We start from the raw sequence: 16,216 nt of genomic DNA on the forward strand, positions 1-16,216 counted from the left end.
CTTCTTTCCTTCTTTGTTGTTTAGAATCCGATGCGCAAGCCTAGTTGGAGGTAGCGTGGGAAGTTCGACTGGGTTGTGATCTTGCCGAAGTTGGCGCTGCCGAAGGCCGTGTTTGGACCCGCGAAGTAAGGAGTGTTGAAGGCATTGAAGGCCTGGGCACGGAACTGTAGGTTGGCGCGATCGCGGATGGGAACGCTCTTGAACAGGGAGATGTCCCAGTTCTCTAATCCCGGACCGCGGAGCGATGTGGTGCGCGGAGCATCACCAAACGTGTAGGCAGCCGAGGTGGTGAAGGCCGCCGGATTGATGTATCCGTTTAAGCGGTCGTAGAGACTGCCTTTGGTCCCGAGCGACGTTCCGCGAACCAGGTTTGGACGCTGCACCCCGTTGCCGGCGATGGAACTGTTGGGATTGCTAGTCTGACGGATGGAGACGGGGAAGCCAGCCTGAAACGTCGGAAGCACGTTGAGCTGCCAGTGCCCGATCACCTCGTCGAGCCAGCGGTTGCCGGTCGCATACTTTTCGCCTGCACCGACGGGAAGGTCGTAGAGCACGCCGGCGACGAAACGGTAAGGCGTATCGGTGACCGAGCGAGAGTACTCGGCTTCGAGGTCGTAGACGTTCTGTGGAGCGGCGAAGCCGGGACTCTGGATACTGTTCGTTGCGGCGAAAGACGAGTCGTTGTTGCGCGACCACGTGAACGATGTCACGAGGTTCAGGCCGTGACCGGCTCGCTTCTCGGCCTTGATCAGAAGAGCGTTATAGTCGGCGTGGGCAGAGCTCACGAAGAGGTTGACTGACGTGAACTGGGGGAAGGGACGCAGAGTCTGGGAGCGGGCGACGGTCGCTTGACCGAGGATGCCTGCACCACCCGCAACGTAGTCGGGGTTCGGGACCTGATCGCTGAGGGCGCTCCCCTGAGCAAAGTTCGAAGGATTGAGCTGGTTGATGTTGATCGGCGTGCTCGCTCCGGGCGAGGGCGAAAGGTTGGTTGAACGCGCGCCAATGTAGGACGCATCGAGAGCGATGTGCCAAGGCAACTCGCGTTCCACGCCAACCGAGAACTGCTGCACGCGGGGCGCGTGGAAGTTCTGGTCGTAAGATGTTACGGAGTTTCCGACGCCGGTAAGCAGACCGGCGGAGTTTCCAGCCGGCTTCTGCAATCCTGCTGGAAAGGGATTGCTGAGAGTGTTCGCCGGGGTCTGATCGTTGTCGTTGCTTGCGACATACGAACTTGTCTGCGTAAAGCCGGGAGCGAGCGCAGCGATGGGGTCATAGCGAGTAGGCGCATAGAGAATTCCGTATCCACCGCGAACGACCGTCTTCGGCGTCAACTGATAGGAAGCACCGAGGCGAGGAGCAAACTTGGTGCGCGAGAGGCTGCCGATATCCCGCTGGTTGCCGTTCACGCCAGCGAAGAGAATGCCGCCCGTCACCTGCGTGCCACTGGCAAGATTCGCGGTTGCATTGCGGTCGAAGCCAACGGCGAGCTGGTTGTTGTCTTCCTTCAAACCGGTCTCTGATTCCCAGCGCAGGCCAAGGTTGAGCGTAAGCTTTGAGTTCACGCGCCAGTCATCCTGTGCAAAGACTGCGTTGTAGTCGAGGTAAGTCTTAAGCGGAGTCGTGATGTCGATCTGGCCGGAGATGGGGAGCCCAAGCAAGAGGTCCGCGATATCTGAGCCTGACTTGCCGTCGGAAGAGTTAGGATTCGCCTGCGTGAATGCTCCTGAGAAAGAGTAGGTGCCAGGAGCGTTTCCGAAGTCCTGATAGTTCATCCGGATGCGGCGGTACTCCGCGCCAAAGGTGAGGTTGTAGCGACCGATCGTCTTCGCCAGCGTGCCATTCAAGATCTGCGACTTCCAGTTGTCGAGCTGGCTGGTGTTCTGGCCGAGCTGATCGTAGTTGGCGAAGAAGATTGTCGGGAAGAACTTTGACTGGAGCTGATTGGTGAGCGTGGTGGGAAATCCCAACGCTGCCGGATCGAAGCCCTGGCTGACCTCGGCGATGAGGTTGGGGAAGCGGTTCGTTCCGTATCGCGCCGTGACGACGGTGGTCGGATTCAGGATCCATGTGCTGTTCACCTGGATGGCATCGACCTGGCGGTGATAGGTGTAGGAGTAACTTCCTGGCAGCGTGTGCAGCGGATTGCCGAGCGGCTGGAGCGCCTCGTAAAAGATGTACGAGCCACTCACGTTCCACCAGGGACGAATCTGCTGATCAATCTTTGCGGTCACCTCCTGCGCGTGGTCGCGGACGTTGTCAGTACCGGTGTAGCTGTTGGTGCCGGGCGTGGGCGAAGGGAAGTAGGACGCGATGTTGCTGCCGATCGTATTCAGGTTGGTGATCTTGTTGCCGGCGAAGGGTGTGCGATGAACGCCTGACGCATCGGTAAACGTGTCGTTCGGGTTATAGATGACGTGCAGGCTGCCATCTGCGTTGAAGGTCTGCGAGAAGTCGCCCGTGCGCTGCAGATCGGTAGGGACGGTGAATGTCTGTGTGTAGGGCGAGGTCTGAATGTAGCCTTCGGAACCGATCCAGAAGAATGTCTTGTTGCGGCCGTCGTAGACATGCGGGATGACAAGGGGGCCGCCGAGCGACGCACCCCAGTTGTAGTACGGGCTGTCGGGGCGAGGCGTGCCGGTACGATTGGCAAAGAAGTCATTCGCCAGCCATTCAGTCTGGCGAGTCTCGCCAAAGAGAGAGCCGTGAATCGTGTTCGAGCCGGAACGCAAGAGCGTGTTGAATACACCCCCGCCGGTGCGGCCCACCTGCGCATCATAGGTGAGGGCCTGTACTTTCACGTCCTGGATTGATTCAATGGTCGGGATGACCACGGGACGATTATTTGTGTCTGTGATCGGCACACCATCAATCAGGTAGAGGTTTGATCCTACCGGGCCGCCTGCTACCGATGTGGCGGACGTGCCATTCTGATCAGCAAATCGAATGAACTGCGGATTGCCGGTATTTACGAACACTCCTGAAAGCTTCGCGGTGATGAAGGGGTTGCGGCCGAGGACCGGGGTGTCTTCCAAACGCTTCTGGTCGAAGTTCGTGCTGATCGAAGCTGTGGAGCCATCGACGAGGGGAGCATCGGCAGAGACCTGCACCCTATCGGTCGAGGTCGTTACGGAAAGCGAAATATCGATGGTGAGAAAGTCCTGTGTCGCGACTATGATGTTCGTTCTGTCGGCGTTGCCAAAGCCAGTCGCCGTAACATGCAGGGAGTAGGTTGACGGACGAAGAGCATTGAAGACATAGACGCCAGCGCCGTCGGTCCTGCTTTCGCGTATCTGGTGGGTGGCTTCATCGGTCAGCGTAATTTGCGCACTTGGCAATGCGGCTCCGGTTGCGTCGCTTACAGCGCCTCGAATCGCTCCGTTATACGTTTGGGCGAAGGCAGCTGTTGACGCTATAACCATCCACACGACGGCAGATAGAACACTTTGTAGCTTGAAATGTCTCGAGTGATACATATGGCTCTCCTGGGAAGTGGTGCGATCTTCTTGGCCGATCCGCGGCACGGTGGGAGTGCTCCATATAAATCCATCGAAGTGACGGACTACCGTGACATCGGAAGCTTGTTTTGTTTTTTGAGGTGAGAGGGAAGCTAGCGACAGGAACAGAACGCCGGGGCACTCGATTCAGAGGTACAGGCATCTGAAGAGCAGCAACATGGCGTGAAGTTGGTCGGCATGACCCAAGGATAGATGGACATCCGCCAAGAGGTCAATGCGCGGAGCCTTCGTAGCGCGGGGACTTCGATGGTCGCCGGTCCCAGGACGCTTCCTCATGCATCCTGATTAACCACGGAGGCGGCGCGATGAGCGAGCTGTTAAGCTGACACGCGCTCTCGATCAATATCAGCGTTCAACGCTGCCAGGAATAGTGTTCTCTATCCCTGCGTGAAACTCGAAGCAATGCTCGATAGCTCTAAGGCACGGTGTCCTTACGAAGACGCGACGTTGAAACCTCGAAGCCAGTAGAGACTAGTTCGACCGCTGGGATGAGGTATCTGTCCACTGTCAAAGAGTGATGGCCTCGCGCAGGCTAGGTGGAGACCTGAGCCGATGCCTTCGGCAACCACCTGAAGACTCGGCTGCTATGGCGTAGTAAACGTGTTGTTCGACCGATCGTCGTCCGGCAGGAAGTGGTCGGGATCGATGGTGGCCGAGGCGACTGGCTTTCCAGTCTTGAAGGTGAAATTGCCGACACCCTTCTGCAGCCAGGCTTCGGCGGGGAGACGGATGCGGTCTTTCGTTCCATCCTTGTAAGTCACCTCAAGCGTGGCGGGCAAAACAAGCTGGCGTAGGTTGGCCACGGTGACGACGACTCCCTTTGCCTGATCACCATCCACATACTTTACGTCCTTGACGGCGAGATCGAGCGTCCAGTTGTTTTCATACCAGCCGCGCCAGAAGTAGCTGAGGTCCTCTCCGCCTTCACTCTGCATCGCGCGGAAGAAGTCTGATGGAGACGGGTGCTTGTAGGCCCAGTCGCGGATGTATTTGCGGAAGGCCCAGTCGAAGCGCTCGGGGCCGAGGATCTGTTCGCGCAGAAGGACATTGCCGTAGGCTCCCTTGAAGTATTGAACGGGATGGCCGAGTTGGCCGGGGAAGGCGTCGGCGGGAGTAAGGATGACCGGTGCCTGTGGGTTGTCGAGGACCTTGAGGATGGTGTCCTGGGGCTCGCCACCGGCAGAGTATTCGCTATCGCGCTTGGGGGCGTACTTGCCGTGGGCGTAGTCTTCGGATTCGAAGATGTCGATGAAGGTGTTGAAGCCCTCATCCATGAAGGCGTTGCGGCGCTCGTTGGAGCCGACGATCATGGGGAACCAGTCGTGGCCAATCTCGTGCGCGGTGACCCAGAAGAGGAAGTCGTCCTTGTCGTGGATGCCGTCGAAGACGACGCCCGGATATTCCATGCCGGTGGAGAATCCGGCGACGCTGACCGCCGCTGGATACGGGTAGGGGAACCAGCGCTTCGACATGTTCTCGACTGTGTCTTTTACGTATTCGGTGGAGCGGGTCCAGGTGTTGTCGCCGACGCTCTCGAGGGGGTAGACGGACATGGCTAGAGGGATTTTGCCTGCTGGCAGCGCGTTTGCGGGGTGGTCGTCCTTGGGCAGGTTGATGCGTGCGGCATCCCACACGAAGGTTGGAGAGGCGGAGAAGACGACGTCGCGGGTGTGGTCCATGCGGAAGTGCCACGTAAGGGTGCCGCTTTGTTTGGGGCGGCTGGTGGGGTCGGTGGTCTCTTCGGGCTTGCGGATGTAGACGGTCTTGTCGGAGTGGCGGGCTTCTTCGAGACGGGCGATCTCGGTCTTGGTGAGGACTTCGGCGGCGTTGACGAGCTCGCCCGAGCCCGCGACGAGGAAGTTCCACGGAACGTTGACGTAGTAGTCGAAGTGGCCGTACTCGAGGTAGAACTCTGCGCCAATGTAGGGCAGCGTGTCCCAGCCGCGGAGGTCATCGTAGACGCATATGCGCGGATACCACTGGGCGATGTCGTAGATGTCGCCGTGCTCGGCAGTGCCCCAAGAGGTGCGTCCGCCCCAGAAGCCGGGGATGGTGTAGTGGTACTTGATGCGGATGCGAAGCTTCGTGCCATGTGGCTTCATGGGCGTAGCGAGCTTGACCTGCATGCGAGTGTCGGAGACGAGATAATCGGCCTTGATGAAGCGAGGTGCGGGTGTCCCATTTTCGATCTCGACGGAGTCGAACTCGATGCCGTTGGTGATGCCGCGCTCTGGCCTCGCAGGTGCAGCTCCTGCGGGCGTGCCGGCCTTGCGGCGCTGGTCGCCACCGATGGGCGTGCCGAGGTTGTGCCCGCGAGAGTCGTTGCGGTAGATGTTCTGCTCGAGATGAATCCAGAGACTGGTCAACGTGTCTGGGCTGTTGTTGGTGTAGGTGATGGTCTCATCGTTCGTCAGTGCCTTCGCCGTAGTGTCGATGCTGGCGTGCATCTCGTAGTCGGCTTCGTTCTGCCAGTAGGAGGGGCCCGGGGCACCGTTCGATGAGCGATAGGCGTTGACAGGCTCGGGCAGGGCGAGCGGGGCGAAGGTCACGCGTGGGTCGTAAGTGCTCTGTGTCTGGCAGAAGGCGACAGCGGTGGTTGCGAATAAGGTGATGAGCGATAGACGAGACAACGTTCCTGCAGTCATGGACGAGATCTTTCTCGGAGTTTCGTAGAGTTGAATGGGATGAGCCGGTAGCTCTTGATACGTGCGGGCATTGGGTAAAGTCGCATGCTTTGTGTTGTGCTTCCACGCAAGCGTTCGTGGAGATAAGCAAAGGCCGGAAGCTTGCGCTTCCGGCCTTTGCGGTTTGCGTGTTCGAAGGCGTCAGAAGCTGACCTTGAAGGCGAACTGGATGTTGCGCGGCTCGCCCTGGCCAAGTCCCGGAGCCAACGACGAGTAACGGGTTGCGGAGAGCACACCGAAGCTCGAGCTGGTCAGTGTGCCGCTCGGATTTGCGAAGTTCGACTGGTTGGCGAAGTTGAAGACCTCTGCACGGAGTTCTGTGCTGATCCTCTCAGTAACAGGCGTCACCTTCACGAACGACAGATCCACGTCGCCGAAGCCGGGTCCGATGATGCTGTCACGACGCTCGTTGCCGAATGTGCCCGAAGGCGCAGGGGTCCAGGCAGCTTTGTTCAGGTAAGAGTAAGTACGGCTCTTGGTCGTGGCGGTGGTGACCCGCGGAATGCGGGCCTTTACACCGGCGACGCGGTTGGGACGGTCGCGGCTCGCTTCGCCTGAGCCGCTGGTATTCGTTCCAGCCAGGATGTTCACCGGCGTACCACCGGCAAAGACAAAGAGTGCATTCATTTCGTAGCCCCGAGTCAGCCGAGGTGCGAAGTTGGTGAACTTCGGAATGGTGTAACGAGCGGAGCCGGTGAAGTTGTTGCGCACGTCGAAGGTCGACAGACCGTAGTCGCTCCGAAGATTGGTGCTGTCCTGCGGTGTGGTGGCGCTTGACGAATCATCAAGCGACCTCGACCAGGTGTAGTAGACCTTGGCTGAAAGTCCGTGCCACTGGGCCTGCACCAGCGACACCTGCAGCGAGTTGTAGTTTGAGTTTGCCCCGCTATTCACCTGATTGATGGCCGTCAGGTAGGGATACTGCGAAGCGAAGGGACGAACGCGAGCTGCTGCGTTGGTCGTGATGGGGTACTGATTCAGGTCCGCTACGTAGGCGAGGTGGCGTCCCACGCTGCCGGCATAGGTGACGGTCAGCAGCGTGTTCCTGGCGAGCTGCTGCTCGACGTTCAGGTTGTAGTTCTGCATGTAGGCAGCGCGGTAGTTCGGATTGATGGCCAGGATACCCAGCGAAGTGGTCGGCTGGCCGTTCGTGCCGAATTGCACGCCGCTCGGGAAGGTACTTTGGCCGAGCACAAATCCTGCTCCTCCATTCACCGTGATGGCAGCATTGGCATCGCCGGGGCTGCCGAAGATACCGGCGCTGGCACCGTTGCCCACACTGTTGTAGACGAACTGGCCCACCGTCGGCTGATCGTAGAACCAGCCAAATCCTCCGCGAAGAACGGTAGTGGGCTCCTTGAACGGCGTGAAGGCGAAGCCGACACGCGGAGCAACATTGGTGAGATTCCGTTCGTAGAGCGGGGCTTTGAAGTAGCCGCGTGCGGGCGTGAAGTTGTAGATGGAGTTGCGATCATCGCTGACGGCACCTGGGTAGCTCCAGCGCACACCGTAGTTCAGGGTCAGACGCTTGTTCACCTTGAAGTCGTCGGCGGCAAAGACGTCAAAGGTGTTCACGATGTAGACGCGCTCCGGGTTATTGCGCAGGATGGTTGCGCCGGAAGCAGTATCTCTTGTAAGGCCAGCCACAAAGTCCGCAACCTGGACCCCCGTGGAGCACTGGTTGAGGCTTGTCTTGTCAGAGGTGATGGCTAGCCCAGCCGCCGTGCACTCCGCATCCGTTACGGGGTTCGCTCCGTTGTTGGTGTAGCGCGTGCCGTCAAAGTTAAACGTACCGCGACCATTGACGTAATACGCGACGTCCAGATTCGCGTGACGATACTCGCCGCCGAACTTGAGCTCGTGGCGGCCTAACGAATAGTGCAGCGTATCGTCGATGTGACCGGTGACGTCCTGGCGGCCAAGAGGCGGTGTTGCGCCCGTGTAATCGAATGATCCGACGTAGAACTGAGGAGCGCCGGTAGCCAGCACCCCCGTAAGACCGAGATTCAGGCCGTCACCCTGCACGTTGAAGCTCTGGTTGCGGTCGTTGAACTTTTGCAGGAAGGATTGCGCGGCAGCTGTGACCTGGTTGACGATCTTGCTGTTGAACGTGCTGGTCTGTGAGATCTGGAAGTTGTGGATGTGCATCGGTGCCGTCTCGAAGTAGTCGGCGAAGTGCGAGCCTACGTCCGCGGACTGCTTGCCTGTGGTGCCCAGGTAGTGTGCGGAGATGCTGTATTTGTCGTTGAAGTTGTGGTCGAGCTTGATGATGCCGTTGTAGCTGTTGTACGTATTCACGCCGTTCGACTGGTACTGGTTTACGTAGCCGGTGGACGCGCGCGACACCGCCGGAAACAGCAGGGTGTACATATTGAGCGCGACCTGATTCTGCGCGATACCGCGGCTTGCGAGCAGGCTCTTACCGGCTGCGATCCAGGTATCGTTCAGGACGGTATCCGCGAGGCTGTTATTCGCCTGCGCGATCTGCACTTCGCCAGCAAGGAAGAAGAACGTCTTGTCCTTGAAGATGGGACCACCCAGGGTGAAGCCACCCTGATGGTTCCGGATCTCCGGGATGCGGCTACCTACGGCTACGGACGGGCTGAGCCACGCGAAGAGTTCGTTCCGATCGAAGTAGAAGACGTCGCCGTGAAGGTGGTTGGTACCGGTGCGTAGCACCATGTTGCTGTTCGCTCCGCCGTTACGGCCCTGGTCTGCTTCTCCGGCTGCCTGCAGCGAGAATTGATCGATCGCTTCCACAGGAATAAGTCCGCCAGCGATACCAGCGATACCGCCCTGGTTCGAAGCCACCTGATTTGACCACGGATCGTTGTTGTCCGCGCCGTCGATCTGGTAGTTGATGCCTGCAGTACGCGAGCCGTTTACGGTGTTCTGGCCAAGATACGGGTTGATGCCAGGAGCAAGTTTCACCAACTGCATGAAGCTGCGGCCGTTGAGAGGGATCTGCTGCACCGATTTTTGATCGACGACGGAGACGAGCTGGCTATTGGTGGTGTCGAGCTGCACGCCCGATGCCTGCACGTCGACTACCGTGGCTTCGGAGCCAGCGGCAAGCTGGACCTTCTGGTCGCGAACCTTTGAGACTTCGATGACGATGTTATCGAGCGATTGGGCCGAGAATCCCGGAGCAGTGACAAGCAGCTTGTAGGTGCCCACAGGAAGTTCGGGAAAGCTGAAGTTTCCAGTCCCGTTGGTCTTGATGTCCGAGGCATCGTTCGTCGCCAGATTAGTCAACCGGACGGTCGCGTTGGGGATGGCTGCGTCGGAGGCGTCCACCACGGTGCCGGTGAGCGAACCTCGAAAGGTCTGTGCGCCTGCGGCCACAGACAAGATCAAGACCGTAGTCATGGCCAAAAGAGACCTGATTGATGATCGAGAAGAAAATATCATTACTAAATTACCTCCTGAAAATGTTGCGAGTCATGCCAATACCTGCCACCTTTGACTGTGGCAAGTCCTGCGCGATCTCTTGTCTGCGCAGATACGATCTCTTCAGATGTGGAACTGTTGGATATTTCGAGGTGGGGATGGGCGTGCCTGCGAGGAGCAAGTACGCCCATCTGTGTTGGAGGGGATTCTTATTCGCCTGCCTTCGTGTGGACCACTTCTGCCGGAGTGGCCTGTTGGGTTGCGTTCTCAGCGAGCAGCTTCTCAATCGTGGCGGTGAACTCTGCCTTTAGCTGGTCGTTGAACTCTCCGCTGGCTGGAGATGCGAAGCCTGAGTGGACACCCTTCACCAGGCCATCGCGTCCGATGAAGAAGGTCGCCGGCCAGGTGTTCAGATTGACGGCTTGAGGGACTTTCTCCCACAACTCAGCAGGTGCGCCGGCGATCAGATAGGTGTACTCAACGCCATACTGCTTTACGAAAGCATGTTCACGGTTGAGTTTGCCCTGTTCCTCGGGCTCTTCGAAGTCGAGAGCGACGATGGCGAGACCCTTGTCGCGATACTTCTTATCGAGCTGAACGAGATACTGTGCCTCATCGTGGCAGTTGGGGCACCAGGTGCCGGTCACGATGGCGAGCACAACCTTGCCCTTGAAGCGAGGATCATCGTTCGATACGAGCTTTCCGTTGACGTCGGGGAAGTTGAAGGTGAACTTCTCGTTGACGTCACGAACGGTGGTGTGGGTTGCGTAGTTCTCTGGTTCAGGCAGACCCTTGGCGCGGGCTACTTCCGGACGATATGCAATCAGCTTCGTCGTATAACGGCTGTCGGATGGCTCCTCGTTGTACTGCTTGGTGGCCGTTGTAGTGGTTGTCGCTGGGGCTGCTGCTGCCTTGGGGCGAACGGCGTTCTGAAGTATCTGTAGCGTTCCGTCGGGCAAAGCCGACACCTCGATAACACCGGGGCGGGAGCCATCATAGTGACTTAGGAGCCACTTGCCGTCCTTGTATGTTCCGCTGTAGGCACCAGTATCCCCGTCGACGCGAAGTATAGAGGCCGCAACGTCTGCTCCTCGCTGTTCGACGATGAAGCGAAACGCCTTCTCTCCCTTGGACGTGGGACTCTCGAGAGGGACCTCCCATGAGCCAGATATCCTCGGAACATCAGTCGCTGCTGTCGTTGCCTCAACGTGACGTATGGCCTGGAAACCATAGCCGCCGGTCGCTCCGCGCGACTGGGTGACGACGTCACCGACGAGTTGACCGTCCTTGAGAGTAGCCGTGATGGTGGTCAGGTAGTGTTCGACGTTGAGCGTTAGTTTGCCATCGGCGAAGGTCGCGCTGGTGGTGCCGTCGTAAGGCAAGAATCCGTCATAGAAGGTACCCTTCAACGACGGTGCCGAGCCTGAGATATCCAGGCGAAACGGAATCACGTTGCCATGGTTGATCAGGCTGGCATCCCAACGGCCGTCAATAGCGGCTGGGCCTGTCTGGTTCTGGGCGGGGGCCTGGGATATGGTGGCTCCGATGCTTCCGGCTATCAAGAGGATATGTGCTGCCCGCAAAGCTGTTCTCATCGTTCTTTTCCTTTCTGTGAGCCTGCGTGAACTGCTTACCCCTGAGGAACAGGGACGGAGCGCCTGCCAGCTATATGCAGGCGGTTGGACTTTGCATAGGTACTCCACTCTTCGGGGAGGCCCTGCTTGGTTGCGAGTAAAATTTCGAGGATCGCCTGGCGGTCGGCTGCGGAGATCCTGGCGAAGTCGGGGCTATGGTCTTCGCCAGTCAAGACCTGTAGAAGGCGGTGGTAAATGTACAGGCGAGCCGGGTCGGGAAGGGAATCGAACGACCTGGTATAGATGAGATAACTGCACGGATACTTGAACGTTCTCGTATGTAGGTCGAAGTCGCGAAGAGAGCGGCCTTTGGCATCGCGCACTCCGCGGGCGGTGAACTTCTTCGCGAAGGAAGAGGATCCTTCTATTTTGGCGGAGGGAGGAAAGGGCGCTTCATTCGCGAATAGCAGATAGCGCAGCAATTGCTCCGCAGGCCGCTCATACTGCTGGCGGGCGCTGTCGCCTAGAGGCGTGTCCGTGGGGAGTCCTTCGCTCTTGATGCGATTGGTCTGAGCATAAAGAGCGAGGCGGGTCTTGTAGTTCGTCAGCGTGATGAGATTGTGCATCTGGGTCTGATGAGCCAGCACAAGGTGCGCGACGACATCACTGTCGGGTGCAAGGTAGGACGACTTATCGAACGGCTGAGAGAGGGAGACGATGTGCATCGTGTCCGTCTGATCGGCCGGTCCATTCAGGTCCTTGTCGTCAACGGCTCCATTGCCAAGGTGTGTCCGGCCGCCGAGCTTGCCGGTAACGTACCAGCCACCCCAGCGCTCGTCGAAGGGTGTCTCCTGATCGATGATGAAGGACTTCGTTCCTGGAGCCTGGGTGCCTGTCGTCGTGGGGTAGATGGAGCGAAGCAGAACGCCAGGTACCCCGCGGGTTCCGGCTGCAATGTGGCATTGCGTGCAGTCGAGTTCGGCGCGCTGGAAGGTGGGGTGATCGACTTTGTGTTCGTCGAGAAGATAGAAGATGGCTCCCTGTTGCGGGTCAAAGGAGATAATCTCGATCGCCTTTCCATCATGTACGGAGCCGACATAAACGTCGTCGCTGAAGTAGAGCGCGCGCGGATGGTCTGGGGAGATCTTCTTATATTGAAAGCTGGTCTTAGAAAAGACGAGAGTCTGAGAGTTGACGGGAACGTTAAGCAGCTTCAATACCGACTTCAAGTACCCGTGTCCTGGCTCGTACTTTAGGCTACTGGTGCCTGCCGTGAGCTGGCGTTCGAGCTGCGCTACAGGGTCGCTCAGGTCGTCTGACCGATAATTGATCGGGGCTTCGCTGAACGGAACATATCCCTGATTGCGAACCGCAATTTGAGCGTACACATGCAGGTTGGACCAACCTGCGAGCGCGAACGTGCAGACCAATAAACCCTGGATAATGTATTGGCTTCTTTGCGAAGGCGAGAGATCACGCTGGACTGCAGTTTGTGTTCTCCGGAAGGTTAATAAGCGCTTCAGTATTCTCACGAAAATTATCCTTAGGCTCGTTGAAAACGCACCGCCATGAATGCGGGACGGCGCATTTCTATTCGCAAATGCCGGAGGATAGTTTTACGGTGAGCACGCATCAAAGAGGCATGCAGCAAGTGAAAAACCCGCTCCAGCATGGCTGGCGAGCGGGTTTCGATATCACGAAGGATCCAAGAGGATCAACTTCTAGTTATCGAAAATAGCTACCCATGCGCCAGCGAATTTGCATGGCGAACAACAAAGTGTCATGGATGGCATGCGCATAAATTGAAAATACAGATGACTAGACTTACTGTCAATCCGAGTGTTGCCGAAAATGAGGCGGATGCAGAAGCAAAAGTATCGATTCAATTTCTCGGCCTTGTCACCGCGACGTGATGACGCTTACCGGAATACGAAGGTGGATCGTCTTAGGTGGCATGCAGGTACGGTCGCTACAGGATTGATAGCGAATGCTAACGGGGATTTCACCGACACCGGAGGCGCGTCGCTTTTGAGCCGTACCGGAATATTGAGGAAGAATTCTGTCTTGTAGACAGTGGTTTCGAGATTAAAGCTTGTATCGCGAAGCTTGAGTGGATCTGATTCGTCTATCTTCCCGTTCAGGGACGCGATGAGGTTTTACTCCAACGAAGCTTTCAGAGGAGTCGGGCCACCTTCGAGCTGAGCGCTGCCATAGACATGCCAGCCTTCTTTGATATGAGCAGCTATCCGCAAGGCGCTGGTGGTGCCGCGATGAACGGCATGACTGGAACCGTCTTCGACGCGCCATTGAACAGGATCCGTGGGCAACTGGCTATGGCCAGGTACGCAACTGGGCAGGAGGATGGCGGACATCAAGGCTGATGCAGAGAGTAAGCGCATGGCGGCGGCTCCCCTTTGAATGAGATAGACGAGGCTATGGTTTGGGCTCGAAAGTTGGCGGACTCGTATGACCCTGGTGGCAATTGCCGCAAGTCAAGGGCTCCGCATAACGCCTGTCACCTAGCTGCGCGAGATAGCGGTTGTTGATATCGTTCGTCATGCGGATCATCAGGCGAGCGGTATCTTTCATGGGGTTAGCATCCGAAGCGAAATCCATCTTCTTTGTCTGGGTGTTTTCTTCGTGGCAGTAACCGCACGGAGCACCGATCGCCTTGGTGTAGCTCTGCATCAAGATACGAAGGTCCTCGGCGGAGATATCTTTCGAAAGCGCTTTAAGGTTTACGGGCTTGGCATTAGCCCCGGAGATGGCCACCGGCGCGGGTGGTGAAGACGCCTGCTTTTCAATGGTTTGGGAAGTTGCGCTTTGAATCAGGCCAGCCGCTGTACAAAGTAGCAGCAAGGCCTTTATGTACTGCGTCTTCATTGCCTTCCTTTCAATCAGGGATGTGGTGGTTGTCGGAGCGGGCGCACACGTAGGACAAGTCAGTTCGTGCGCGCCCGCGCCGGTTTGGACTACTCCGACTTCACAATTTGGCCACGAACTTCACCACCCGGATTGGCGCTGGTGTGCAGGTTGAAGTACCACTTGCCATCCAGCAGGTCCTTTGCCTGTTCCGGTGTGATGGTGGCTTTACCGTCGAGCGGGCTGGCGATAGGCGTTACCTTAATGGGAAGCTGTGGTTTGGCGTTCGCGCCTTCCGCGGCCGGTCCATGGAAGTGCGCGGCAACGGCAGGCCCGGTCAGGCCACTGAACTCAATGTGGTACTTGAATTCGTTGGTATCTGTGTCGAGAGTGCCAGTCAACGTTCCCGTTCCCGCGACGTCCTTGGCAGGCACTTCTGAAGCGCCCTTTATGTCAGCCTTGAGATTCACAATGGCGGCATGTGCTGCGAGAGAGGCAAAGGTCAGTGCGGATGCAGCGACCAACGAGCGAAACGTACTTTGTAGATTGATCAAGTGTTCCTCCTGGTAAATAACGCCAAAGCACTTCTAAGAAAAATTGTTGTTACGGCTCAAAGACGACTGATGGGGCTGTCTGTTCGTATGCCACCGAAGCCGCCGTCGACTCCGAGCGACTCGTTGGGAAGGGATTGTCTGGAAATCCGATGGTCTGATATTTCCCCTTTTGAGCAAGCGAGGCCTGGATCAATGCTGCACCGACTCCTGCCGCCCCGATCGAGTATCCGGTCTCTGCCGAGACATCAGCGGGCTTCACGCGTGTCCATGCCTGATACCAGCGCGCTCCTTTACCGTCGAAGTTCGTCTGATGGCTCAGCGTGTGTTCCGCAAGCTTATTGGCATAGGCATAGTACTCAGGCTTGCCAGTAGCAGCCCAAAGACCAAGAAAGAAACTCGTGAGACCAGCCGTGCCGCAGCATTGGCACACGACATTCCAGAGTCCGGGTGTTTGATTCTCCGGAACCTCGCTTTCGATCACGCCGCGAGCCAGGCGCTCTGTCCAGTCCAGGTATGACGGATCCTCTGTCACCTTGTATAGCTGGTAGAAGAGCCGTGCCGTGCCCGCCGGACCGTGGCAGAATCCGAGGTAGTAGACCTCCCGGAGATCCGGGTAGCGATAGGAGATGAGAGCTCCTGTACCTTTTTGCGTGGCGATGTTTTGTAGGTGAAGTGCACCTTGCGTTGCGGCGTAAAGAAAGCGCTTGTCGCTGGTCTTCTCATAGAGCCGAGCGAGCACATAGGCGACGCCTGCGGTTCCCATTTCGAAGTTCGGGAAGTACGTTTCGTCGGGAAGGCCTAGCGCGGACGATGGCACTCCCTTCCAACTCAGCCCACCGCCGGGATAGGGTCGCCCCGCCGACAGCAGGCGCTCACCAGCCCGCGTGGCTGCCCTCGCATAATGCTCATCCTGCAGGGCCTCGCTGGCGTAGAGAAGGTACAGGATGACGCTGCCATCGCCGATGATGCCAGGCGCGGAGGACCAGGCAAGGCCGTTCGGAATAGTCTTTGCGGAGCCGACGATGTACTCGGTCGCGGCGATGGCAGCCTGTTTGTAATGCACGATGCTCGTAGCCTTCCATGTTTCGATCAGTGCGAACGCCACGCCTGCAAGTCCGTTGTAAAACGAGAATCCCAGACCCGGAATCCGCTCATGGGCGGTCGAGTCTTGATTCCACGTTGCCGCCAACACATCGGCACCTTTTTTCGCGTCCTCCAGGTAGCTGGCGTCTCCCGTTGCTGCGGCCAACTCAAGGAAGAAAAGTACCACTCCTGCACCGCCACTATAGATCCCATTGATTGGAGAGATGGTCGTGAGCTTTTCCGGGTGATCAGGTTCTGGAAACCACCGAAGTCCTTCCGGTGTAGTTCGTTGAGCTGATCGGATCCATGCCGCCGCATCGTTCGCGCCTGCGAGGTAGTCGACGGTGTTTGTGCTGGGTACGGCGGCAACTCTTCCCGTGGGTTCGCTCCATGCCGAAAGCGTCGGCGCAATAGCGGCCGTGATCGCTCCCGTTGCAAGAAACGAACGCCTTGATAATTTGCTTCTGCTCTGATGCATTTCCATCTCCCGCGCTGTGGGGCCCGCAGGCCACCGGTGCAATCTCTGAAGGAACTAAGAGAGAAGGGCGTTA

Annotated in this window: 8 protein-coding genes; all 8 read right to left on the bottom strand. The window is 57.8% G+C overall.

Going from position 1 to position 16,216, the window contains the following annotated elements; all coding sequences use genetic code 11:
- Window positions 1-20: 20 nt before the first annotated feature.
- On the bottom strand, window positions 21-3,476 hold the full coding sequence (locus OHL18_RS08620) for a TonB-dependent receptor (protein ID WP_263374402.1): 3,456 nt from the start codon (window positions 3,474-3,476) through the stop codon (window positions 21-23).
- 626 nt (window positions 3,477-4,102) lie between these two features.
- Window positions 4,103-6,148, bottom strand: a complete 2,046-nt coding sequence (locus OHL18_RS08625; protein WP_263374403.1) for a M1 family metallopeptidase — start codon at window positions 6,146-6,148, stop codon at window positions 4,103-4,105.
- A gap of 195 nt (window positions 6,149-6,343) precedes the next feature.
- Complete coding sequence (locus tag OHL18_RS08630) at window positions 6,344-9,571, bottom strand: TonB-dependent receptor (protein WP_263374404.1); 3,228 nt, start codon at window positions 9,569-9,571, stop codon at window positions 6,344-6,346.
- A 230-nt stretch (window positions 9,572-9,801) separates the two neighbouring features.
- Window positions 9,802-11,187, bottom strand: a complete 1,386-nt coding sequence (locus tag OHL18_RS08635; protein WP_263374405.1) for a TlpA family protein disulfide reductase — start codon at window positions 11,185-11,187, stop codon at window positions 9,802-9,804.
- 35 nt (window positions 11,188-11,222) lie between these two features.
- On the bottom strand, window positions 11,223-12,596 hold the full coding sequence (locus OHL18_RS08640) for a hypothetical protein (RefSeq protein ID WP_263374406.1): 1,374 nt from the start codon (window positions 12,594-12,596) through the stop codon (window positions 11,223-11,225).
- Between the two features lie 1,003 nt (window positions 12,597-13,599).
- Window positions 13,600-14,049, bottom strand: coding sequence for a c-type cytochrome (locus tag OHL18_RS08645; protein WP_263374407.1), 450 nt, complete (start codon window positions 14,047-14,049; stop codon window positions 13,600-13,602).
- Between the two features lie 89 nt (window positions 14,050-14,138).
- Window positions 14,139-14,582, bottom strand: coding sequence for a CHRD domain-containing protein (locus OHL18_RS08650; protein ID WP_263374408.1), 444 nt, complete (start codon window positions 14,580-14,582; stop codon window positions 14,139-14,141).
- A 49-nt stretch (window positions 14,583-14,631) separates the two neighbouring features.
- Window positions 14,632-16,143, bottom strand: coding sequence for a lanthionine synthetase LanC family protein (locus OHL18_RS08655; protein ID WP_263374409.1), 1,512 nt, complete (start codon window positions 16,141-16,143; stop codon window positions 14,632-14,634).
- Between the last annotated feature and the right edge of the window lie 73 nt (window positions 16,144-16,216).

Origin of the sequence: Granulicella aggregans, assembly GCF_025685565.1 — a bacterium.
Taxonomy (GTDB): domain Bacteria; phylum Acidobacteriota; class Terriglobia; order Terriglobales; family Acidobacteriaceae; genus Edaphobacter; species Edaphobacter aggregans_B.